Here is a 22,059-nt window from a genome sequence, read left to right on the forward strand (position 1 = left end):
TGGGCGGGCCTAACCGCCGATGGAGCCGTAGCGGCCCCATCGGGTCATTCGGTCAAGCCTGAGCCGCTGCCGTCACCACTGGCCGGCCCGGTTTGCGCAACGGGTCGAGGCGCGAGCCGCTGTAGCGGGTTTCGCGGAAGAAGCGCCAGCGGCCAAAGAGGCCGTAGACGTGGGTGACTCGCCCCTGCTCCTGATAGCCCATGCGGATGTGCAGTTTCAGCGCGGGGATGTTGTGGGTTTCGCACACATCCACCACCTTGTTGCAGCCTTGCGCCGCCATCGCTTGCCACAGCGCGATCTGGACGTCCACAGACAGGCTGCTGCCGAAATAGGCGCGGATCATTTCCCCGCCAAACTCGAAGAACTCACCGGGTTTGACCGGAAACCAGCAACCGTAATAGTGGCGGTCGTGGTAATCACGCGTGCTGCCCCAGATAAAGCCTATGGCATGACCGTCTTCGTCCACGTACATGTGCCCGGTGTGACCTTCGGCGGCGAGTTCGGCCATGGTTTGCACGCGGTCACCGAAATGCTTGGCAAACGCCGTGGCGTTTTCCGGGGTGATGATGACCTGGCGCACCCCGGAGTAAGGACGCAACTTGTGCGGCGGTACGGGGCTGACCAGGTCGCGCTCCATCCACAACAACTCCCAGTGGAAAAACACATAGCGTTTCCACAGAGTGCTGAACGTGCGGCTCAAGCCTTTTTGTTTGATTCGTTCGCGCAGTTGCTGGATCAGGCTCATGAAGCCCTCCTTGGCCAGGTTGGCCGTGTGTTGGATGAAGGTATTGACGGACAGTTGCAAGCTTCGCTGTAAGCCACCCTGGGTACCCCGGGCAGGCGTTGTTCGAGCAGGACGCTCAATGACTCCCCCTGATCCAGATAGGCATCGCCGAAATCGGCGCCGAGCTGATTGGGGTGGGCGACAATTTCCAGCAAGCCTTCGCTGGGTGGCGCAGCGTTGCGCAGATCCACCGGGGTGCAGACGTAGTCGGCGGTTGCACCGGCCAGGCTGTTCAAGCGGTGGTTGAGCAATTGTTTGAACAGGCGTTTGGGCAGGCTGAGGTTTTGCCCCAGGTTGCGCGCCAGCCGCACGGGCACGCCTTGCCGGGCCGCGAAACGCGCCACGATCTCGCCGATGGGCCAGATGTTGTGCACGTGTTGATGGGAGTCCAGGTGACTGGGGCGCACGTCGTTATCCAGGCAACGTTGCCATTGGGCCTCGAGCTCTTCCTCGACCGCCAGGCGATCCTGACGCCCTAGCCACAGGCGCGTGCGCGACAGGTTGAGGTCAAACACGCCGGCACTGTCACAGAAGGTCCTGCGCGAGAGAATGCGTCGGCTCAATGGGCGGCCGTAGGTCAGGTTGAAGTGCAGGCCGATGCGCCCTGCCAGCAACGGATGCTGGGCCAGGACACACGCCGCTTCGAAGGCCGGCATGTTGGCCATGGCGGTCGCGGAACTGATGACCCCGGCCTGGAATGCGCCCAGGATCACTGCGTTTTCGCAGGCGCTGAGGCCGAAGTCGTCAGCGTTGACTATGACTTGCTGTGGCATGTTCGCCCTCCATGAGTTTTTCGGTGCAAGCCGGCGCCTTGACCACCGGTGCGGTGACCGGGGCAGGGCTGCTGGCCGCGGTCCTTCGTTTCGCCCGCCACTGCTGCATCAAGGGTTTGACTTGCTGCCAGACACGCAACCCCAGGCCCAGCACCAACCCGCTCGGGCGCCAGGAGTAAAAGCTCCAGCGCCAGTGTTCCATGTGCCCGGTCATGCGTTCATGCAGTTGATGACTGGAATTTTCCAGGCTGACCCGCGACGCATCGATCCAGTACCAGTTATCGTCCAGGCCCCAGCGGATCCATTCTTCGAGCAGCACCCGACCGCTGCCCAGATCGGCATATTGCGGCAGGAACGCGAGGTTGTAGTCGTACAACCGACCCTGTTCCAGCAAACCGAGGCGATAGCTGATGCAACGCCCGTCCAGTTCCAGTGTCACCACGCGCACCAGACCTTGGGCGGCGAGGGCGGTGAAGGCTTTTTCCATCCATTGGCGGCGACGTTCATCGGCAAAAATGCCCACGCCTTCATCACCTTTCCAGCTCACCGCTTCCACCTCGGCGATGGCCTTGAGCAGCGGCCCCATGGTCGTTGCATCGGGGGTAATACGGCGGACCTGTGCGCCACAGGCGGCAATACGCTTGCGTGCCCGGCGCAGTTTGTAGCGCGGGTCGCCGGAAACTTCCTGGCGATCGGCATCGGTGATCAAATGCACTGGCACCCGACAACCGAGGCGGCGCTCGGCGGTCGAGCTGCGCGCGAACCATGACCTCAGTGCATGGTCTTCGCCGGCCAGTTCATTGAGTTGCAGCAGGGCATGGGGCAAGCACCGACGAATCTCGGTCAACGCCTTGCGCAGGCCTTCGGCATCCACGGTCGCCAACAGCGCAAGGCGATCGGCCAGGGGAAAGCCCAAGTGATGCAATACCCGAAACGGCAAGCCGCCGAACCGTTCGACGGATGCGACCAAGGGTAGACACAGCACCAGTTCATCGGCCTGCCAGCCGAGCAAAACATGCAGCCGTTCGCCAGCGGTCAGGGCCTGTTGCGACGCAGCCATCCAGGCCAGTGCGTTGAAAGGTGTGTGGTCCATCACTCGCAGGCGCAGCGCTTCATAGGCCGCAGCGGGAAAGTCTGCGGCGCACAGCGAAGTACGCCATTCAAATCGCACGGTCATAGGCTCAGGCCACCGAAGCAGGGGAAGGTGAACGTTCCGGTTTGCGCAAGGCATCCAGGCGCGAGCCGGTGTAGCGGGTTTCACGGTAAAAACGCCAGCGACCAAACAGTTTATAAATGTTCATGATGCGCCCCTGTTCCTGGTAGCCGGTGCGAATGTGCAGCTTCAGGGCCGGGACGTTGCTCCACTCGCACACGTCCACCACCTTGTCGCAGCCTTGGGCATGCATGGCTTTCCACAGCTCGGTTTGCAGGTCCATCGACAGCGACGTACCCCAGTAGCCCCGGCTCAGTTCACCACCAAATTCGAAGAACTCGCCCTCTTTGACCGGAAACCAGCATCCGTAGTAATGGCGGTCGTGGTAGTTGCGTACGGCACCCCAGATAAACGCCACGGCGTCACCCTTTTCATCCAGATGCATCTGCCCGGTGTGACCTTCGCGGGCCAGCTCGGCCATGGTTTCCACGCGGTCGCCGAAATAGCGGGTGAAAGCCACGGCGTTTTCCGGGGTAATGCTGACCACTTGCAGCGGCGGATAGGATTTGAGTTTGTAAGGTGGAATGGGGCTGACCAGGTCGCGTTCCATCCACAGCAGTTCCTGATGGGAAAACACAAACAGTCTCCACACTTTTTTAACAGTGGCACGCAGGCCTTTTTGTCTGATGTGTTGGCTGAGCTTCTGCAATGCACTCATGTTATTGGCTCCTGGCGGACAGTCCCGCAAGTGGAGTAAACCAGCGCACGGCAAAATGCCGGCGCGGCCAGGCAATCGAGCGACAGTCATGAAGCGTTCCAGCTCAAGGTGAAAAGGGTTTGCCCTGGCAGCTCGAAGCTCACGCGACCGTCGGTGCATTTGAACGGTGCGTCGCGGCTGCGGTTGTCCGCGCCGAAGTAGCGCAATGAGCCAGCGGCTAGTGGGCATGCCGCGCCATTGAGGCTGACATGCTGCAAGCGCGAGCCTTTGTTGACCCCCAGCAAGCTGCGTTTGAGGTCGTCGGCCATGGCCAGCACATCGACCTCGAACGCGTTGTTTTCCAGGCGCACCACACGCTGCAGCCAATGCTGGCCGATGAACTGCTGGGCGAGGGCGACCGGTTTGAGTTCGAAATGGTCGTCGCCCAGCATGCGCAACATGCCCTTGGGGTATTCAGGCTCGTCGGCGGCCTGGAACCAGTTGAGCATCTCCAGCAAACCGTCCTGGGACGCGTTGATCACCACTGAAGTCCACCACAACGAGGTGAAGTGGGTTTCCTGATCATAAGGGCTCAGGCTTGATCCGCTGGACAGGTTGGTCTGGTCCAGCAGCAAGGCCTTGCGGGGCCGGCCGTCGGCATCGAGCCCGACAAGGTCGGCGGCGCGACGCACGCTGTCGCGATAAACCCGGGTGGCCAGCAGATCGCGAATCATCCACTCGTGCCAGGCCAGGGCATCGATCTGATCGCCGGACTCCTTTAGCAGGCGTCTGGCCCAGTCGATACCACGCTTTTCGGCGGCGTTGTCGGCGAACGGGCCGTTGACCAGCCGCGAACTGGCCGGCATGGCGATGCGCACGCCAGCCTTGGCGTTGTCCGGATTGCTGCGCACCTGGCGGGCCATGCTGGTGAAAATGCTTTGGTAGCTGGCGTAGTCCGGGTAGTTGAGGTTCGGCTCATCGGCAAAACCGATGTAATGGGTGCCTTTGCCGCCGAGGGCGCGGGTCGCGGCGAGCCAGGCGTCGAGGCCGGCGTTGCTGGTGGTGTCGGCGCGCAAATCGGCCTGGCGCTGACTGCCGGCGAGCAGGGTGATGTCCTGGGTAATGCCGAAGCGATCCTGATACAGCCGGCGGAAGGCGTCTTCGTAATGCGGCTGTTTGGCCGTGATGTCGACGAAACTGTAGTAAGCGCCGGCCTGGGGCTTGATGGCGTCGAGCACCGCATAACTGGAAGGCGGCGGCATCACGTAGGGCAGGGCGATACCCAGGTTCGGTGTGTTGCCGAGTACGTCCTTGTGCACGGTCAGCCGGGTTTCACCGTCGTCCTCACGCACCGGTTTGAGCTGCTGCGGATTCTGCGCGAACAGGTTGGCCGTACCATCGAGCCAGAACGCTGCCTTACCGCTGCCTTGCAGGCGCAGTCGCCAGACCTGTTCGGTGTCGGCCACGGGCAAGGCGACCTGATCGAATTGCCAGTAGGCACGGTAGGGTTTGAGTGCCAGCGACAATTGTTTGCCGTCGCCGACACGTTGCGCTTGCAGAGCGCCGACGCCGCCGTGGAACTTGCCTGCCAGCACGGCTTGCTCGCCAGCCGCCACCTTGAAAAACAGCTCGTCGCCATCGCGGGTTTCGGCGCTGAAATGCACTTTGGCCGGGGCGAACAATGCCACCGTGCGCTCGTCATGTTCGACTTTGTAGCGACGGAAGCTGTAGCCGGGGATCTCCAGTCGATAACTGCTGGCGCCGGGCAACAGCGGCCAGCTCTGGGTGCCTCGGGTTTCAGTGGCGGCAATCAGTCGCTCGCCCGCCAGACGACCTTTGCCATCGAGCAGGTAAAGGCGTTCTTCGTTGGCATCCGCCTGCCACGCCGGGACCCAGCGCACGGTCACGTTATCGGGACGATCTGCTTGCAGGTACAGGCTGCCGTCACGAATGTCGGCCCAGCGCATCGGCCCGGCATAAGCGTCGAGCGACAGACCCAGACTCACCGCCAGGGCAAAATATCTCATGCCGACTTCCGTTGCAGGATTTGCAGCATCGGGGCGACGTCGCTGGGCAGGATGATCAGAACTTGCCACAACGGCACATGGCTCAGGCGGCAATACATCACCAGCAAGGCGATGGTCACCGCCAGGTAGGCGATGGACGACGCCGCGGCCGCGCCAACGATGCCGTAAGCGGGGATCAGCACCAGGTTCAACGCCAGGTTGAGCAATGCCCCGAGGCCCATCAGCAGTGAAATCGAACCGGGACGATCCTTGCCCAGCAAATCCAGGCGCAGGATGCTCGCGTAGCACAAGCCCAGCAGCCCCGGCAGCAGCGCGAGCAAGGCGGGATAAGCCGGCTGATAGGCAACGCCGAACAGGGTGACGATCAGCCATTCGCCGATCACCGCCATGGTCAGGCATGCGCCGAGCATCACCGTGGCCGTCAGGCGCAGGGCCAAGGGCGTGACTTTCTCAATGCCTTCTTCCTGTTGCAGCAGGCGTTTCATCAACGGCGTGGTCACCGCTTCCGGGACGATCAGCAGCAACTCGGCGGCGGCGCTGGCCATGGCGTAATGACCGAGCGCGGTGCTGCCGAGTAAGGCGCCGATGAACAAATAGTCAGAGCGCAAAATCACTTGCTGGAACAGCAGGTCCGGATGGCTGCGGGCGCTGAAGCGCAGCAGTTCGTTCTGGCTGGCGCGGTCCCATTGCAGGGTCAGCGGTTGATTGCGCTTGAGCCACAGCCAGCCCACCAGCACCACCAGGCTGATGCCCGCCAGCCAACTGATCAGCGCCGCTTCCAGTGCGGCGCTTTTCCACATCCAGAACAACCCCAGAAACAGCAGCAGCGGTGCCAGCGACTCGATCAGGCGCAGGACGTTGAACGCCACCACGCCGCCCGAGGCGTTGTGCAACGTCAGCAGCCCGCTCTTGAGCACGGTCAGCGGCACCGCCAGCAGCAACAGCCAGGCCAGCAGGCCGAGTTGCGTGGTGATGTCCAGTTCGCTGCCGAACTCACGGGTCAGCGCCACCACCAGCAAGGTCAACAAACCGGCGAGCAGACAACCGAACACCAATACCTGGCTGAGCAACAAGCCCATCGGCCGTTGCTTGGCCGCCTGGTAACCCACCGCCGAATTCAGCCCACCACTGGTGGCGGCGCTGATCAGGTCCGGCAGGGTGCTGAGCAAGGCGAACAGGCCGCGTTCGCTCGGCCCGAGAATTCGCGCCAGTAACACATTGCGCAGCAGGCGCAAACCGATCATCGCCAGTTTGGTGCCCATGCTCAGCGCCAGGTGCTTGAGATAATGGCTGCGACTCATGGGCGAGCCCCACGGTAAATGCGCCAGGACAACAAATCCGGGTTGCGCGCGGTGCGCTGACTGACGCCGAAACGCGGCAGGGCCAGCGGATCGCTGACGCCCCGGTAGATTCCGGTGCCGGTGCCCAGGGCAAACGGGAAGTCATGGTCGGCCACGTGTTGCCGCACCCGTTCGTCATTGTCGCCATTGGGATAGCAGTAGACCGGCAACGGCCGGTTGCAGCCGTTGAGCAATGCCTGGCGACTGCGGGTCAGTTCTTCGTCCAGGGTTTGGTCGTCGAGGCCGGTGAGGATCGCGTGACTGGCGCCATGGGGACCGAAACGGATCAGGCCGCTGGCTTCCAGCGAACGCACCTGTTGCCAGTCGAGCGCTTGCGGCAACGACTCTTGCGGACACTCGTCGGTCAGGCGATTGAGGTCGCGAGGAGACAGGGTTTTCAGGTTCTGCAGAAAGTGCAGCAATGCCAGGCTGCGCCGTTGCACGTCCGGGTCATCACACAGCACCGGCAGTGGCCGACCCAGTTGCTGCAAACATTCGATCAGGTGCATGCGGGCTTTTTCACCGTGGCTGTTCCACAGGGTTTCGCCGATGCTTTCCCACCAGAAACGCTGGCGGCTGCCGATGAAGTCCGTGGACAGGAAGATACTCGCTGGCACTTGGTATTTGTGCAGCAGCGGGAACGCGTTCACCGCGTTGTCGCGCCAGCCGTCATCGAAGGTCAGCGCCACTCTCGGCCGCTCGGACCGCAGGCTGCCCGGTTGCAGGATTTCCATCAACGGCACGCAATCGAAGTGTTTTTTCAGCCAGGCCAGCAGGTGCTCGAAAGCCTGCGGCCCGACGCACAGTTCATTGCGGTGGGGCAGGTTGGCGGCGCTGTCGTTGGCCAGCACCCGATGCAGCATCAGGATCACGCCGGCACCCTGCAATTGCTGGCGCCCCACCGAGGAGTTGAGGTAGAGCCAGCCGCTGGTGCGTTTTAGTAATTGTTTGATCGCCATGGCACGTGCCTCTCATCGATTTTGCTCGGGGTTCCATTGCGCATAACGCTGACCGCGCAGGAACTGCCACAGACCGATGCTCATCCCGGCAAGGGTCACCAGGAGGAATGCGGCGAGGCGAAAGGGTTTGGGCAAGCGATGCTGCGAGTCGAGCAAGCCGATGATGGCCGCGGTGTATCCGAGCAATTGCGCAACCAGGGTCCAACGATAGAAAACGTGGTCGTCCCACAGCCAGAAATTGCTCAACAGCAGTGGCAACAACAGGATCGGCGCCAGGCGGCGGATCAATTTGTGGCTGATCAAGGCAATCGCATACAAGCCATGCTTCAGCGGGTTGAGCAGTTCGCGACGCTGGGCCAGGCTCTGCAATCCACCCACGGTGACCCGCTGGCGACGGCGGAATTGCTTGTCCGCCTCATCGACGCCGGTGTCGATCACCCGGGCTTCGGGCACGTAGATGATCCGCTTGAACGCCACCGGCGCGCAGGTGCTGATAAAGAAGTCGTCATTGACCTCCGCCGGCACGTTCTGGAACAACTCACGACGCAGGGCAAGCAGGGCGCCGTCAGCGGAGACCATGCAACCGGTACGGTTTTCCACGTAGCGCAGCCAGCCTTCGTAATGACGATACAGACTGTCGCCGATGCTCAGGCCTTTGCCGGTCACGGGGATCAGCATGTGCCCGGCACACGCGCCTACCTGAGGGTCGGCCAGTGGTGCGAGCAAGTGGCCCAGCGTGTCGTGGGACCATTGATTGTCGGCATCGGTGAACACCAGAATCTCGCCACGGCTCAGCGCTGCGCCGGCATTGAGCGTCGCGGCCTTGCCCTGGCGGGGCAGGTCGAGCACGGTAATACGCGGATCGGCGACCTTGCGCGCGCAGGCCACGGTGTCGTCGGTGGAACCATCGCTGGCCAGAATGATTTGCAGCGAACGCGCCTGATAATCCTGGGCCAGCACGGTGCGCAGTTTTTCTTCGATGTGCCGCGCCTCGTTGTGCGCGGCAATCACGATGCTCACGTCCATTGGCGCCGCCGGACCATGCCGGCGTGCGGCGAAGAGCGGCGCGAGCAGGGTCAGCAGCAATGGGTAACCGAGGTAGGCGTAGACCGGCAACAACAGGCACAACCAGAAAATGAATTCAGCCACGGGCGGGCCTCCTGGCATTCCAATGACAAAGACTGAGAATGAACGCGGCGCCGGCCAGGTGCAGGCGCACCCAGTGCAGGCCCCACAGTTGCACCGTCAGGCACGGATTACGGTGTTTCACGGTCTGACGCACACTCAGTACCAGCGCGGGTACTGTGGTCAGCAGCACCATGATCAATGCATGGTGAGGAAAGCCGTCGAGCAAGGCGGATATCGCCAAAAAGTCCAGTAGCCAGGCACCCAGCGACAGCAGTGGGAAGCGCAGCAGACGCAGGCTCAGGCCGTGGGTGCGCAGCAGTTGCAGATGGCTGCCCTGGCGCCACATTTCCTTGCCCATCCATTCGCGCCAGTTCATTTCGTAACCCCAGTGCAGCGCGACGTTTTCGTTGATCGATATCAGCCGCGCGCCCTTGGCGGCCTGACGCAAGGTGAAGTCCTTGTCCTCGCCCGTGCGCAGGGTCTCGTTGAAGCCGCCGACCTTGTCGAACCACTCGCGGCGCATCAGCAGGTTGGCGCTGGTCAGCCAGTCCACCGATTGCACGGTATGGCGCGAAGGACGCAGGGTGCGCCGTTGCCAGGCGGTGGCGTACCAGGGCGCTTGCGCCGGGGTGTGCAAGTCCAGGCTAAACACATCGGCGACACCGGCGTCCTCGAGTCTCAGCAAATGGGTGAGCCAGTCTTCAGGCATTTCGATATCGGCATCAAGGAAGGCCAGCCATTCCCCCGTGGCAACCTCGGTGCCGCGGTTGCGCAGGGCACCGATCAGCACACCGGGAACGACCAGCACGTGTGCGCCGAACTGCCGGGCGATCTCCGGACCCTGATCCTGTGAGCCGTTGTCGACCACGATCAACTCGCATTCCAGGTCTGCAACGTTGGCGGCACGTTGCGCTGCCAGCAGGGTCCGGGCGATGTGCCGTGCTTCGTTGTACATTGGGATGACGATACTGATGCGGCTCATGCCTTGGCCTCCAGGATTGGACTTTCTTCGGCTTTCAGACGCAGGACGCTGGTCAGGGCAAGCATGATCCAGACGTACTTTTGATTCGGGGCACTGAGGAACATCAAGAACAGCGTCAATGACAGGAAACTCATGCCCAGGTGGGTCATCAGGTCGGCCTGCTGCCAGTTGCGCCGCTGCATCCACGCGCGACGGGCGCGCATCAAGTTGTAGAACCCGAGGGCGAGCATGCCGACGAACAACAGGCCGGCGGGAATCCCCAATTCACTGAAGATCTCCAGATAGGTGTTGTGGGCACGGCGGTACAGATCGCCGACTTTGCGGTTGGCGGAGAACGCCTTGGCGTAACCGGTGGTGGCGTAGTGCAGCGGAAAGGTTCCGGGGCCGGTACCCAGCAACGGATTTTCGCGGATCATCTGGCTGCCGACGACGATGTACGAGGCGCGGCGCCCGAGAGATTCGTCCTGCGCCTTGGCCCCGGAACTGAGGATGCTCAGAGACTGGATGCGCGCGACATAACCGGCGGGCATCGCGTAGATGGCCAACGGAATCACGATGGCCAGCCCCAGCATGGCAAAACCCAGGTGACGCGGGCGAATGCGTGGCAGCTGCGCACGATAGTGCCACGCACCGATCATCAGGCTGAGAAACAACACCACCAGGCCTGAACGGGACTCGGTCTTGGTCATGCCGCCCAGCAGCAGGATGAAGCAGCCCAGCCAGAACAGGCGTTGCAACATTTGCGGGCTGCGGATCATCAGCAACAAGGCCAGCGGCACGGCAAACGCGATCAACATCGCAAAGGCGTTCGGGTCTTCCAGCAGACCGGCGGCGCGGCCCTGATCCTGATACTTGCTGGAAAACATCGCCAGCGCGCAGGTGAGGGTGACACTGAGGGTCACCAGCCTGGCGAACAGATCCAGATTCAATTCACGGCCGATCAACAGCGTGATCACAAACAGAATGAGCCCGACGCTGATTTCCCGCAGGTGCCCCAGCGACATGCCCAGGTCATCGGTGGTCAGCATACTCAGCAGATACAGCGCCATGAAGCCGATCAGCAAGCGCCAGATGTTGCTGCGCAAGCGCTCGGATGGAATGTGGTGCAAGGCCAGTTGCAACATCAGGATCAGCGCCAGTGACGCGCCGATCAGCTTGGTGCCGGACAGCGCGCTGTCCTTGAAGAACCCTTCGAGCGGCACCAGCGCCGCAATGCCCAACAGGCCCCAGGCGGGCTTGCGGAACAGCACGGCAACGCCCACCAGGCCCAACACCGCTCCCGGCGCCAGAAATGGATAAGGGCTGGCCAGCAAAGCGAGGCAGACCAGACCGAAAAAACTGACGATCGAGAGTGGAAAAATCACGCGCGTGCCTCCCGTGCAGTACGGATATAAAGCTGCGACCAGCGTTCGGCCAAGGCCTTGAGGTCGTAGCGATCCAATTGTGTGCGTCGTGCGTTGTCGAGCAGCTTGCGGGCCAGTGCCGGGTCACGCAGCAGGGTACCGATCTGCCGGGCGAGGGCGGCACTGTCGGCGGGTGTTGCCAGCAGGCCGTTGTGCCGGTCTTCCAGCACATCGGGAATCCCGCCGACACCAAATGCAACCACCGGCACCCCGGCTTGCATGGCTTCGAGCAGAATCATTGGCGTGCCCTCGGTTCGCGAGCTGATGACCAGCGCATCGAGTTGTCGCCACCACGCACGCATGTCGTTCTGGTACCCCGGCAGCGTGATGCGCTCCTGCAAACCCGCCTCGTTGATGCGCGCCAACAGGCTGTCCCGTTCCGGGCCGTCGCCGAGCATCACGGCGTCCAGTTGCGGGTACTGCTGGCACAGCGGAATCAGCGCATCGAGGAACAGGTCCGGGCCTTTTTCACTGCTCAGCCGGCCGACGTAACCGGCCAGCCAGCGTGGCCGTTGGGCGTTGTGCGGTTGCAGATCCTTGGCGGCGGGCAAGCCGTTGGGGATCACTTGCAGCTTCTCGGCACAGACACTGGCCTGACGGTGCAGTGCGGCAATGCTTTCGGCGACACAGACCACGCGATTGACCGATGCGGTCCGGCACAGTTGCAGGCTCAGCCAGGTGTAGAACTTCTGCTTGCGACTGCGCGGGGTGAAGCCGTGCTGAGTGATCACCAGCGGCAGGCGCAACAAGGTTGCGCCCACCCAACCGTACAACAGACCCTTGAAATTGTGCGTGTTGATCAGCGGCCGCTCGGTCCGTCGCTCACGCAAATGCGCAAGCAACGCCCCAAGACCGGTGCAACCGCGGCAGTCGACCCCCGCCTCGCGAAACCGGGCAAGCAACTCGTACGGTGCATCGAGAAACAGCACCTGGTGTTGCCCCGGCGTCGCCAGGCAATGATCGAGCAGCATGCGCTCGGCCCCATAGAAGCCGCCACTGCTGAGCAAATGAATGATCGGCAATGATGGCTTGCTGTGGTCAGAGGGCAGGGACATGTTCAATTGCGCACCCAATGGACGAAGCTCGGTACGCTCCAGTTTCTGTGCGGATTGCCTGGCTCCACGTTCTGATCGTTGATCACCAGCAGTACCGGCAGGCCCAGTTCGTGGGTGATCTGCGCTGGATGCTTGAAGCGATGATCGAAGAACTCACGTACGTAGACGAAGGCAATCGCCAGCAACAGCCCGGTGAACAAGCCGAACGGAATGATCAGCAGCGGCTTGGGGAATGCCGCCTCGGTCGGTTCGAACGGTGGGCTGAGCACTCGGGCGTTGGACAGGTCGTTGTCCAGCGAACGGGCAGTGCTGCTCTCGGCAAAGCGCTGGGCGTAGGTGGAGAAGGCCGCGTGCAGAGCGTCGATCTCGGTGTCCTTCTGCCGCAACTTGCTCTGGGTTTCCTGCAACTGGCGGATGCGGTTCTTGAACTCGGCAATGCGTGCGGTTTTCTGGTCGATCACCGAGCTGACAATTGCCAGGTCGTTGGTACGTTCCTGAATCCGGTTGCTCACCACTTTGAGGAACTGCTGGCGGGTGCGGGCGATTTGCTCGCGGGTCAGCAGCATCGGTTCACTGCCGGGCTGGAAGATCGCCAGGTCGTTCATGTAGCGGCTGACCTGGCTGGTCAGCGCCTCACCCATCTGCTTGATCTCGCGATCCTCGAACGCCACGTTGTCCACGGTGGTGGTGAAGGTGTAGGGGAAGGTGTAGTCGTTGAGCTTGGAGTCCTTGGCGGCGGCCAGGCTGGTTTTCAGGTAGTCGAGCCAGCGTTGGCTTTGCAGCAGGCGATCGCGGTACAGGTTGAGCGCTTGCTCTTCGGTGTTGATGGCGTTGAGGCGGAAGGTGATCTCTTCCTTGGGATCGGACGAGCCGACCGCGCCGAGCAAGGTCTGCCGCTCGTCTTCCAAACCGTTGAGGCGCACCTGGTATTGGGTCTTCTTGGTTTCGTAGAAGCTCTGTGGCAGGTCGATCGATTGCAAGGCCTGACGGCTCACCAGGTAGTTTTGCAGCAGCGTCGCGACAAACTTGGTGCCCTGGGTCGGGTCAGGAAAGCTGTAGATGATCGAGATCACGTTGGAGCCCGGCAGGGTTTCGATCTTCAGACTATCGATAGCCTCTTGGGTCAGGGAATCGAGCGCGGTGTCGCGCACCGGATCGGTTTCCATGCCCAGCGCCGACTTCAGCGGGTTGACCACGTTTTCACGCAGCGGCGTGCTGATATATTTCTTGAACGGTTGCGCCAACAGTTTATTGAGCATGCCCGGAGGCGGGGTGTATTCACCCTTGTCGCGCAACTCGCTGATGGTCTGACGGATCAGGGCCGGCGAGCGCAGGATATTGCTCTCGGTTTCCATGTCGGCCAGTGACGGTGGGATGAATTGCGCGTTTTCCTGGGTCAGCGACGTAGTGGCGTCACCCTGGGAAAGTTTTTTCGACTGCACGATCACCTGGGCGGTGATATCGAAGCTCTGTTTGAGCAACAGCGGCAGTACCAGTGCGATCACTGCAAAGACCAGGAATACGCGCTTCACCAGTTGTTTGTTGGCGAAGAAGATCCTGAAGAACTCGTGCAGGTAGTTTTCCTTTGGATTCATGTCGATTCACCTGAGAGTTAGTTGCTGTCACTGTCTTTGTTGTCGACGCGGTAGCCGAAGCTGAAGCCCACACCCTGGAACAGCACCACGTCCGCCAGTTGCCGTGCGAGCTCACCGGCGCTCGCCAGTTTGGTCTTGGGCACATAGAGCATGTCGTCCGGTTGCAGGTAGGCGATCTGTGAGGCATCGCCGGACAGGGCTTTTTCCACGTCGTAACGGCGGGCCTGGACCTGATTGCCGTTGCGACGCATGATCACCACCGAATCGAGGCGCGCCTTGACGTTCGAACCACGGGCCAGGGTCAGGGCTTCAAGCACCGAGACTGGACGGCGGATCGGGTAGGAACCTGGCTGGCCGACTTCACCGAGCACATAGATTTCGTTACCTGCGGTGGACTTGAGCAGCACGTCGACCGTCATCCGGCCCGGCAGTTGTGCGTACCTCTTGTTGAGGAAGTCTTCCAGTTGATTGACGGTCATGCCTTGCAGCGGCACGGCGCCGATTTCCGGGAAACTCGCATAACCGTCGGTACCCACGGTGATCTCGCGGCTCATGCCGGTGGCCGGGTGGTTCAGCGCGCTCTTGAGGTTCGACTCGTTGCTCAGCGGGCTGATGACCTGCACGGTCAGTTGGTTGCGGTTGGGCTGGAACAGTTGTTTGCGCTGGTAGGCACGCTGGATTTCCTGGCGTGCTTCTTCGGACGAAAGCCCGGCGATTTTCACCGAGGTGTTGGCGCCCGGCAGTTCGATGGTGCCATCGGGCAGCACCAGTTGATTGCCGTTGAGCTGACTGGCAGCGGTGAAGTTAAGACCGATCTGGTCACCGGACTGAATGCGGTAGGCATCCGAGCCGCTGGTGCTGATGTGGAAGATCACGTCCAGCACGTCCTGTGGGCGCAAGGTCTGTTCGATCTTGGGCATGTCGGTGGCCTGGGCGTTGGCCGGTGAGGCGGTAAGAATATTGACCGGCATGTTCTGGGTTTCGGAAGTGCTGGTGCAACCTGCAAGCGGCAGCAACAGCAGGACAAGCATCTTGGCGTTCATGGCGTCATCCTTTTTGCGAGGGCTTACAGGTTTTTGTACAGCCACTTGGGCATGTAGTACTTGCGTCGGTTGAACACACTGCCGACCAGTTTCGCCCCGGCCTGGGTCAGGCGTTGAACCGCCGCCTGCGCCACTTCCCAGCGTGTATCTTCCGAGCGCACGACCATGATCACGCCGTCCACCTGGGTACTGATGACCAGCGTGTCGGCGGCCGAATACACCGCGTCACCGTCGATCACCACGAAGCGGTACTGACTGCCGAGCTGATCGAGCAACGGGCTCAGGCGCTCCGGTGTCAGGTGTTCACTGCCCCGGGCGAAGCGCCCGAACGGCAGCACGTGGAAGGGCAGGCTCGACACGTTGACCACACAGTCCTGCAACAGCGGCGGACTTTGCTCGTTGAAGAGCAGGTCGCGAAAGCCGCGCTCCTTGCTCAGCCCCAGTTGTTGGGTGAGGTTGGTCGCGGACTGGCTGGCGTCGACCAGCAGCACTTGGCCGCTGCTCATTTGCGCCAGTTGGCTGGCCAGCGCCAGGGCACTGGTGGTGGTGCCCGCACCGGGGTTGGCCGCGGTCAGGAGCAGGATGCGCAGATCCTGATCCAACACGGCCGACGTCAGGTTGGACTCGCTGGGGTTGGCGATGCTGAGGCTTTTAGCAGTTGAACCGTCCATTAGCTTGCTCCGTGGCCGCTGAATACTTTGAAGGGGGTTTTCAACAGAATCTTCAGATCAAGCAGCAGGCTCTGCTCGGCGATATAGCTGAGATCCAACTCAACGCGCTGGTCGAAGTCGATATTGCTGCGCCCGGAGATCTGCCACAGACCGGTCATGCCGGGGTAGATGCTCAGGCGCGCGAGATGATTGTCCTTGTAGCGATAGGCGTTGAACGAGGTTGGCCGTGGGCCTACCAGGCGCATGTCGCCGGTCACCACATTGATCAGGTTTGGCAGTTCGTCGAGGCTGGTACGGCGCAGGAAACCACCGATGCCGGTGATCCGCGGGTCCTTGTCGATCTTGAAGTCGATGGCGTCGGCACCGTGTTTGTTCAGGTGGCGCAGCGACTCTTTGAGCTCCTCGGCATTGGCGACCATGGTGCGAAATTTGTACATGCCAAACAGACGGCCGCGGTAACCGGTACGTTTTTGCACGAACATCACCGGCCCGGGGCTGGTGAGCTTGATGGCGAGCGCCAACACCAACAGCATTGGCGAGATCAGCACCAGGATCACCAACGCGCCGAAACAGGCGAACACCCGGTTGGTACGCGACAACGTCCATGGCCGACCACCGTCACGCCCCGTCACCCAACCTCGACCCTGCATGTGAATAGCCGCGTCGAGGCGCATTCGGTGCTCGGGGTCAAGGCGCTTGTCACGGCGCATCTGTTGGAGCGGTACTCCTTGTTCATGTCCAGTCATTGAGCATTCCTCCGCTGGAATTCAGCCGCGAGCGGCGCAGGGGCAACAGGCAGTGGGTAGTAGTCGCGAAACCAGGCGATGAAACGCCCGAGTCCTTCATCCAGCTCGATACAGGGCTGGAAACCGGTGGCGCGGGCCAGGTCGCTGGCGTCGGCGCAGGTGTTGAGAACATCGCCGGGCTGCAGTGGCAGCAACTCGACCAGGGCTTTTTGCCCCAAGTGTTTTTCCAGCAATGCCAGGTAGTCCTTGAGCTCCACCGGGTGCTGGCCGCCGATGTTGTAGATCCGCCATGGCGCCATGCTGCTGGCCGGGTCCGGTTGTTCGCGGTCCCAGGCGGCGTTGGCTTGCGGTGCGCGGTCGATCAGCCGGGCGATGCTTTCGATGATGTCGTCGATGTAGGTGAAATCGCGCTGATGCTCGCCGTAGTTGAACAGCTTCAGAGGTTGCCCTTGGGCAATCGCCTGGGCGAACTGAATCGGCGACATGTCCGGCCGACCCCAGGGACCGTACACGGTGAAGAAGCGCAGGCCGGTGCAGGGAATGCCGAACAGGTGGCTGTAACTGTGGGCCATCAGTTCGTTGGCTTTCTTGGTCGCGGCGTACAGCGACAGTGGGTGATTGACGCCGTCCTGCACCGAATACGGCGTGTGCTGGTTGGCGCCGTACACCGAGCTGGATGAGGCGTAGATCAAATGCTTGACCGGGTGCCGGCGGCAGCTTTCGAGAATATTGAGGAAACCATTCAGATTGCTGTCGAGGTAGGCCCGCGGATTTTCCAGCGAGTAGCGCACGCCGGCCTGGGCCGCGAGGTGAATCACCACCTCGGGTTGTTCCTCGGCGAACAGTGACTCGATGGCCGCGACATCGGCCAGGTCAACCGTAGAGAGCTGGAAAGGGCCGACCTGCTCCTGCACCCATTGCACGCGGTCGTGCTTGAGTTGCGGGTCGTAATAATCGTTGAAGTTATCGAGCCCGGATACCTGATGCCCGTCGCGCAATAGCCGCAACACACAATGGGCACCAATGAAGCCGGCGGCTCCGGTCACGAGAATCTTCATGGACGCGGCGCCTCGGGTACGACGTGACGCAGGCCGATACCGCTGTAGTGCAAGCCGGCCGCCGCGACGTGTTCGGGGTTATACAGATTGCGTCCGTCGATGATCACCCGCGAACGCAGCTTGCTCGCCAACAGGTCGAAGTCGACCACACGGAAGTTCTTCCACTCGGTGCAGATCACCAGCGCATCGGCATCTTCCAGAGTGTCGTCGCGGGTAGCACACAGGTGCAGGTCGTTGCGATAGCCATAAATGCGCCGGCATTCGGACATGGCTTCCGGATCATAGGCCTGCACGCTGGCGCCTTCGGCCCACAAGGCTTCCATCAGATAGCGGCTCGGTGCTTCGCGCATGTCATCGGTATTGGGTTTGAACGCCAGGCCCCAGATCGCGATGGACTTGCCGGCCAGCCCCTGCGGGAACTGCGCCTTGAGTTTGCCGAACAGAATGTGCCGCTGGCTGTCATTGACGTCGGTGACGCTGCGCAACAGTCGCAGCGGCATGCCATTGTGTTCGGCGGTATGCAGCAGGGCGCGCAAATCCTTGGGGAAGCACGAACCGCCGAAGCCGCAACCGGGATAAATGAAGTGGTAGCCGATACGTGGGTCCGAACCGATACCCTTGCGCACCGCTTCGATGTCGGCGCCGAGCAATTCGGTGAGGTTGGCCAGTTCGTTCATGAAACTGATGCGGGTGGCGAGCATTGCGTTGGCCGCGTACTTGGTCAGTTCGGCACTGCGGTTGTCCATGAACATCAGCTTTTCACGGTTGCGGCAGAAGGGCGCGTACAGCTCGCTCATCTGATTGCGGGCCTCGTCATCGTCGGTGCCGACGATAATCCGGTCCGGACGCATGCAGTCGGCCAACGCACTGCCTTCCTTGAGAAACTCGGGGTTGGAAACCACCCGCACCGTCAGCGCGCCCTTGTCCCTGCGTTGCAGTTCAGTGCGGGCAGTGGCAGCGACCTGGTCAGCGGTGCCGACCGGCACCGTGGACTTGATGATCAGGGTGCGGTCAGCTTCCATGTGGTTGGCAATCTGCCGGGCCACGTTCAGCACATGGCTGAGGTCGGCGGAACCGTCTTCATCGGCGGGCGTACCGACGGCGATGAAGATCAGCTCGGCGTGCTCGACCGCGTCGCTGGCCTGGGTGGAGAACAGCAACCGGCCGGCCTTGATGTTTTCTTCCAGCGTTCCGGAAAGTCCCGGTTCACTGATCGGCGGTACGGCTTGTTGAAGTTGCTTGATCTTATTGGGATCAATGTCGACACATAAGACGCGATGTCCGACATCGGCCAGTGCCGCTGCTTGTATCAGGCCAACATAGCCCGTACCAAATACGCTCACGTCCATATTGGCGTGCCTCGTAAGACGGTGGAAAGATCAGAAATGAGACTGTCAAAAGGGGTATAGCCCAGCCTTGGAAAAGCGTGTCAGCAAAATGACATGTTAAAAGAGTAAGACATCCCCAGTTTTGGGGGGCCAATTGCCATCAAAGGCTTGTGGCAGTTGGGTTTACCGCGAATTTGAGCGACGGAAACTAATTCAAGGAAAGCGATAAACGGTCGTAAGGCTTGAATTACAAGGCTTGTAGGCACTTGAGTGTGTCAGATTTGAGACGATTTTTTTTTGACGCTTTCATCTCTTTTACGTCATTTCTTGCGCTTTGATGGCCCGGTGCTAGTGTCAAAAAATGGCCGACTACTTATTGACCTTCGGCGTAAATGCAGACCGGAAAGACAATGATTCGATATCTCAAAGAACTACTCATAGCTGTCTATTTGATCACCCATTACGACTATTACTTTGGGCGTATCAGTGCGATCGGAATCAGTTATCCATTAGTTCTGTTCGCGGGAATGTTCGTTGTATTGACAGTTGCACTGTTCATGTCGGCTTATATTCGACAAACAATTATTCGATATTTGTTCGCTCTCGGCCTCTTTGCCTCGGCGCTATTCTTTGATGTGTATACGCAGGTCACTGCGGATTACCTGACATACAGCAGCTTTGTCTCGATGGTGTATTCCGGTGGTTTTATCCAGGAAGCGCTCATCCAGTACCGCGATGCGATCATCAGTGGTGTGCTGGGTGGTTTGCCGCTGCTGCTCGGTATCGGTTTGAAGCCACGTCGGCGCTGGCCTGTTCCCGGGGCGGTGTTGGTGGCGGCACCGTTGATGGCGGTGCTGCTGCTCAGCGCGGTGCTGTTCGTGCGCGCGGGCGAGGGCGCACGGGGGCTGCCACAGATGTACACGCCTCTGGCTTACTTGAACCTGTTTGCCTATGAATCCCTGCACAACACCGTTGGCCCGCGCGAACCGGTGAGCCTGGCGCGCGTCGATCAAGCGGTGAGCCACGACATTGTGCTGATCATCGACGAGAGCATTTCCGGCAATTACCTGGACATCAACGCGCCGTTTGGCGTGCACAGCAACCTCAAGCAGCCGCGACCCGGGGTCGACATCTTCAACTACGGGTACGCAGCCGCGATCGCCAACTGCAGCGCCGACACCAACATCACCTTGCGTTATGGCGGAACCCGCGCCGATTACATGCGCATCAACACCACGCAGCCGTCTATTTGGCAGTATGCGAAAAACGCTGGTTTGCGTACGGTCTACATCGACGCCCAGCGCACCGGCGGCAATCTGCAGAATCTGATGAACGAAACCGAGAAAAAAGACATCGACGAATTCGTGCAATTCGACCAGACCAGTGTGCGCGAGCGCGACATGGCCGCAGCGGCGAAACTGATCGAACTGCTCAACGACGACAAGCCGCAGTTGGTGGTGATGAACAAGGTCGGCGCGCATTTCCCGGTGCACGATAAATACCCGGACGCGTACATGGCCTACCGCCCGACATTGCCTCGCGGACAGTTCACCGAAGTGGCCGACACCGGTGAACGCAATGGCTTTAACGGCCAGCCTGATGACTGGTTGCTGTATCGCAATGCTTACAAAAACACCTTGTTGTGGAACGTCGGCGAGTTTTTCTCACGGGTGTTTGCCCAGGCCAACTTGAACAACGCGCTGCTGATCTACACCTCCGATCACGGACAGGATTTGCATGAACGGGGCAATCCCGGCTTGAACACCCATTGCGGTGGCGACCCGGTGGAAGAGGAAGGGCTGGTTCCGCTGGTGGTGATCCAGGGCAGCGGTTTGAAAACCCTCGATTGGCAGGCACAACTGGCCGCCAACAAGGATCGTTCGAGTCACTACAACATTTTCCCGACCTTGTTGCAGTTGATGGGCTACGACCTGGCGGGCGTGGAGGCGGTGTATGGCAAGCCGCTGAGCGTGGCGACCGGCGATGAGTTCACGTTCAACTATCGGTTCAATGCGCGGCTGGGGGCCAAGCCCGAGTGGAAGCATATCGATCTGAACAGCATTGTGACGCCGGAGCAGGCGGCTACCAGCTTGGCGGCGGGGCAGTAGGATTTGTATTGTTTGGTCTGGCCTCATCGCGGGCTTGCCCATCGGGTTTAACTCAGGTGTTGTGTACACCCGATAACCCTGTGGGAGCGAGCCTGCTCGCGATGGGGCCAGTTCATTCAACCCAGAACTGACGGCGCCCACTTGGCCCGATACACCCCCGGCGCACACCCGAACCAGCGCAGACAGGCACGGTTGAAACTCTGCACATCGCTGTAACCGAGTCGGTCGGAAATCTCCACCAGTTCCAGGTCCGCGCCCTGCAAATAGTCCTCGGCCCGGCAGCGGCGATACTCATCCAGCAATTCTGAAAAACTCCAGCCCAACGCCTTCAAGCGTCGTGCCGCCGTGCGCTCAAGCAAATGCCGAGCACAGCAGAACTGTTGCCAGTTGGCATTGGCGAGGTCGGCGATCAGGTGATCGCTCACTTGCTCCAGCAAGGTCGGTTCGCTGTTGCGACGGGTTTGCTCCAGCAAATCGATCAGGGTGTTTTCCAGTTCATGATTGCCAGGTGTCAGCGCCGTGACGAACAGCTCGGAATCGAGACGGATCCCATGCTGTGGTGCCCCCCAGCCTACCGGTACGCGGAACGCCTGCTCATGCAGTTCAGGGCTGTTCGTGCAGGCACACGCCAGATCGACGCCAAGGATCGGGTCGCGTTCAAGGCCGCTGGCCAAAAATTTGCGCCGCAGCATGCTGCACAGGCTGATGAGGATGTAATCGGCGCTCGGCGCACTGATCCTGACGCTGCCACGTTCGAGCAATTGCAGCTGTACATCGTGTTCGCCGCGCACAATCCGTGCCTCGAAGTGCCCATTGAAAAACGGGAAGAAGCGCACGAAATACTCGCACGCGCTGTCCAGCGTCGCGGCCACGTCGAACAGATAGGTCAGACCATTGGTGGCGGTGGAAACAAAGCGCCGGCCTGCCGCCAGACCGATCAACGGGTCGCCGGTCTGTTCTTGCGCAAACGCCCAGAAACGCCGCGACAGGAAGAGTGGCACGCGCATGAACGGCGTGCGCAATTCGAACAGGCTGCGCCGGAACAGCGCTTCGATACGGTCGCGGGCAACCCCGCGGGCCAGCAACTCCTCGATGGCCGGCAGCAAGGTCGGGGCATAGAACGCATTGGGCAAAGGTTGCTTGCACGATGCCTGATCGCTTTTTGTCATGTAGGGCTCACGGCGTCTGGCGAAACACTGGTTAGGCTGC

General features: G+C 60.9%; 19 protein-coding genes. 1 reads left to right on the top strand and 18 read right to left on the bottom strand.

Translation table 11 applies throughout. The annotated features are described in order from the left end of the window. Positions 1–52: 52 nt before the first annotated feature. From D8V06_RS24565 to D8V06_RS24645, 17 genes are all read right to left on the bottom strand, one after another. Complete coding sequence (locus D8V06_RS24565; RefSeq protein WP_130931990.1) at positions 53–745, bottom strand: N-acetyltransferase; 693 nt, start codon at positions 743–745, stop codon at positions 53–55. After that, positions 742–1,557 (bottom strand): ChbG/HpnK family deacetylase, encoded by an 816-nt coding sequence (locus tag D8V06_RS24570; RefSeq protein WP_056856922.1) that lies wholly within the window; start codon positions 1,555–1,557, stop codon positions 742–744. The genes D8V06_RS24565 and D8V06_RS24570 overlap by 4 nt, the downstream gene beginning before the upstream one ends. After that, positions 1,529–2,734 (bottom strand): GNAT family N-acetyltransferase, encoded by a 1,206-nt coding sequence (locus D8V06_RS24575; RefSeq protein ID WP_056856852.1) that lies wholly within the window; start codon positions 2,732–2,734, stop codon positions 1,529–1,531. Before D8V06_RS24575 ends, D8V06_RS24570 begins: the two co-directional genes overlap by 29 nt. Before the next feature lie 4 nt (positions 2,735–2,738). After that, entirely contained in the window at positions 2,739–3,428 is a 690-nt protein-coding gene (locus D8V06_RS24580) for a hypothetical protein (RefSeq protein ID WP_056856851.1), read from the bottom strand. Between the two features lie 86 nt (positions 3,429–3,514). After that, on the bottom strand, positions 3,515–5,434 hold the full coding sequence (locus D8V06_RS24585; RefSeq protein ID WP_130931991.1) for a hypothetical protein: 1,920 nt from the start codon (positions 5,432–5,434) through the stop codon (positions 3,515–3,517). Next, complete coding sequence (locus tag D8V06_RS24590) at positions 5,431–6,735, bottom strand: oligosaccharide flippase family protein (protein WP_130905100.1); 1,305 nt, start codon at positions 6,733–6,735, stop codon at positions 5,431–5,433. The genes D8V06_RS24585 and D8V06_RS24590 overlap by 4 nt, the downstream gene beginning before the upstream one ends. Then, on the bottom strand, positions 6,732–7,733 hold the full coding sequence (locus D8V06_RS24595; RefSeq protein ID WP_056856848.1) for a polysaccharide deacetylase family protein: 1,002 nt from the start codon (positions 7,731–7,733) through the stop codon (positions 6,732–6,734). Before D8V06_RS24595 ends, D8V06_RS24590 begins: the two co-directional genes overlap by 4 nt. Positions 7,734–7,745: 12 nt before the next feature. Further along, positions 7,746–8,882 (bottom strand): glycosyltransferase, encoded by a 1,137-nt coding sequence (locus D8V06_RS24600; protein ID WP_056856847.1) that lies wholly within the window; start codon positions 8,880–8,882, stop codon positions 7,746–7,748. Next, entirely contained in the window at positions 8,875–9,843 is a 969-nt protein-coding gene (locus D8V06_RS24605; protein WP_130905098.1) for a glycosyltransferase, read from the bottom strand. Before D8V06_RS24605 ends, D8V06_RS24600 begins: the two co-directional genes overlap by 8 nt. Next, complete coding sequence (locus D8V06_RS24610; RefSeq protein ID WP_056856845.1) at positions 9,840–11,207, bottom strand: O-antigen ligase family protein; 1,368 nt, start codon at positions 11,205–11,207, stop codon at positions 9,840–9,842. The genes D8V06_RS24605 and D8V06_RS24610 overlap by 4 nt, the downstream gene beginning before the upstream one ends. Then, positions 11,204–12,301 (bottom strand): glycosyltransferase family 4 protein, encoded by a 1,098-nt coding sequence (locus D8V06_RS24615; protein ID WP_130906490.1) that lies wholly within the window; start codon positions 12,299–12,301, stop codon positions 11,204–11,206. The genes D8V06_RS24610 and D8V06_RS24615 overlap by 4 nt, the downstream gene beginning before the upstream one ends. Before the next feature lie 2 nt (positions 12,302–12,303). After that, positions 12,304–13,896: a Wzz/FepE/Etk N-terminal domain-containing protein gene (locus tag D8V06_RS24620; protein WP_130931992.1), complete on the bottom strand. Its 1,593-nt coding sequence runs from the start codon at positions 13,894–13,896 to the stop codon at positions 12,304–12,306. 17 nt (positions 13,897–13,913) lie between these two features. Continuing rightward, positions 13,914–14,939 carry a polysaccharide biosynthesis/export family protein gene (locus D8V06_RS24625; RefSeq protein ID WP_130906489.1) on the bottom strand — a complete coding sequence of 342 codons (1,026 nt, stop codon included), beginning with the start codon at positions 14,937–14,939 and terminating at the stop codon, positions 13,914–13,916. Between the two features lie 23 nt (positions 14,940–14,962). Further along, a complete protein-coding gene (locus D8V06_RS24630; protein WP_056856842.1) occupies positions 14,963–15,610 on the bottom strand; it encodes a CpsD/CapB family tyrosine-protein kinase in 648 nt (215 codons plus the stop codon). Then, a complete protein-coding gene (locus D8V06_RS24635; RefSeq protein ID WP_130905095.1) occupies positions 15,610–16,356 on the bottom strand; it encodes a sugar transferase in 747 nt (248 codons plus the stop codon). Before D8V06_RS24635 ends, D8V06_RS24630 begins: the two co-directional genes overlap by 1 nt. Next, positions 16,353–17,414, bottom strand: coding sequence for an NAD-dependent epimerase (locus D8V06_RS24640; RefSeq protein WP_130931993.1), 1,062 nt, complete (start codon positions 17,412–17,414; stop codon positions 16,353–16,355). The genes D8V06_RS24635 and D8V06_RS24640 overlap by 4 nt, the downstream gene beginning before the upstream one ends. Continuing rightward, a complete protein-coding gene (locus tag D8V06_RS24645) occupies positions 17,411–18,763 on the bottom strand; it encodes a UDP-glucose/GDP-mannose dehydrogenase family protein (protein ID WP_056856839.1) in 1,353 nt (450 codons plus the stop codon). Before D8V06_RS24645 ends, D8V06_RS24640 begins: the two co-directional genes overlap by 4 nt. Positions 18,764–19,152: 389 nt before the next feature. Between D8V06_RS24645 and D8V06_RS24650 the strand changes: the two genes are divergently transcribed. Beyond that, the gene (locus tag D8V06_RS24650) at positions 19,153–20,850 is read left to right on the top strand and encodes a sulfatase-like hydrolase/transferase (protein ID WP_130931994.1); all 1,698 of its coding nucleotides are present in this window, start codon (positions 19,153–19,155) and stop codon (positions 20,848–20,850) included. 116 nt (positions 20,851–20,966) lie between these two features. Here the strand turns inward: D8V06_RS24650 and D8V06_RS24655 are convergent, their stop codons facing one another. Then, positions 20,967–22,019 (bottom strand): AraC family transcriptional regulator ligand-binding domain-containing protein, encoded by a 1,053-nt coding sequence (locus D8V06_RS24655; RefSeq protein ID WP_130931995.1) that lies wholly within the window; start codon positions 22,017–22,019, stop codon positions 20,967–20,969. Between the last annotated feature and the right edge of the window lie 40 nt (positions 22,020–22,059).

The organism is Pseudomonas sp. Sample_24, from assembly GCF_004307605.1.
In the GTDB taxonomy this organism is placed as follows: domain Bacteria; phylum Pseudomonadota; class Gammaproteobacteria; order Pseudomonadales; family Pseudomonadaceae; genus Aquipseudomonas.

Excerpts from the sequence above, each read along its gene's own strand:
- D8V06_RS24615 (WP_130906490.1), bottom strand. The coding sequence starts at position 12,301 with ATGTCCCTGCCCTCTGACCACAGCAAGCCATCATTGCCGATCATTCAT.
- D8V06_RS24625 (WP_130906489.1), bottom strand. The coding sequence starts at position 14,939 with ATGAACGCCAAGATGCTTGTCCTGCTGTTGCTGCCGCTTGCAGGTTGC.
- D8V06_RS24565 (WP_130931990.1), bottom strand. The coding sequence starts at position 745 with ATGAGCCTGATCCAGCAACTGCGCGAACGAATCAAACAAAAAGGCTTG.
- D8V06_RS24630 (WP_056856842.1), bottom strand. The coding sequence starts at position 15,610 with ATGGACGGTTCAACTGCTAAAAGCCTCAGCATCGCCAACCCCAGCGAG.
- D8V06_RS24645 (WP_056856839.1), bottom strand. The coding sequence starts at position 18,763 with ATGGACGTGAGCGTATTTGGTACGGGCTATGTTGGCCTGATACAAGCA.
- D8V06_RS24635 (WP_130905095.1), bottom strand. The coding sequence starts at position 16,356 with ATGACTGGACATGAACAAGGAGTACCGCTCCAACAGATGCGCCGTGAC.
- D8V06_RS24585 (WP_130931991.1), bottom strand. The coding sequence starts at position 5,434 with ATGAGATATTTTGCCCTGGCGGTGAGTCTGGGTCTGTCGCTCGACGCT.
- D8V06_RS24590 (WP_130905100.1), bottom strand. The coding sequence starts at position 6,735 with ATGAGTCGCAGCCATTATCTCAAGCACCTGGCGCTGAGCATGGGCACC.
- D8V06_RS24605 (WP_130905098.1), bottom strand. The coding sequence starts at position 9,843 with ATGAGCCGCATCAGTATCGTCATCCCAATGTACAACGAAGCACGGCAC.
- D8V06_RS24620 (WP_130931992.1), bottom strand. The coding sequence starts at position 13,896 with ATGAATCCAAAGGAAAACTACCTGCACGAGTTCTTCAGGATCTTCTTC.
- D8V06_RS24570 (WP_056856922.1), bottom strand. The coding sequence starts at position 1,557 with ATGCCACAGCAAGTCATAGTCAACGCTGACGACTTCGGCCTCAGCGCC.
- D8V06_RS24640 (WP_130931993.1), bottom strand. The coding sequence starts at position 17,414 with ATGAAGATTCTCGTGACCGGAGCCGCCGGCTTCATTGGTGCCCATTGT.
- D8V06_RS24575 (WP_056856852.1), bottom strand. The coding sequence starts at position 2,734 with ATGACCGTGCGATTTGAATGGCGTACTTCGCTGTGCGCCGCAGACTTT.
- D8V06_RS24655 (WP_130931995.1), bottom strand. The coding sequence starts at position 22,019 with ATGACAAAAAGCGATCAGGCATCGTGCAAGCAACCTTTGCCCAATGCG.
- D8V06_RS24650 (WP_130931994.1), top strand. The coding sequence starts at position 19,153 with ATGATTCGATATCTCAAAGAACTACTCATAGCTGTCTATTTGATCACC.
- D8V06_RS24580 (WP_056856851.1), bottom strand. The coding sequence starts at position 3,428 with ATGAGTGCATTGCAGAAGCTCAGCCAACACATCAGACAAAAAGGCCTG.
- D8V06_RS24595 (WP_056856848.1), bottom strand. The coding sequence starts at position 7,733 with ATGGCGATCAAACAATTACTAAAACGCACCAGCGGCTGGCTCTACCTC.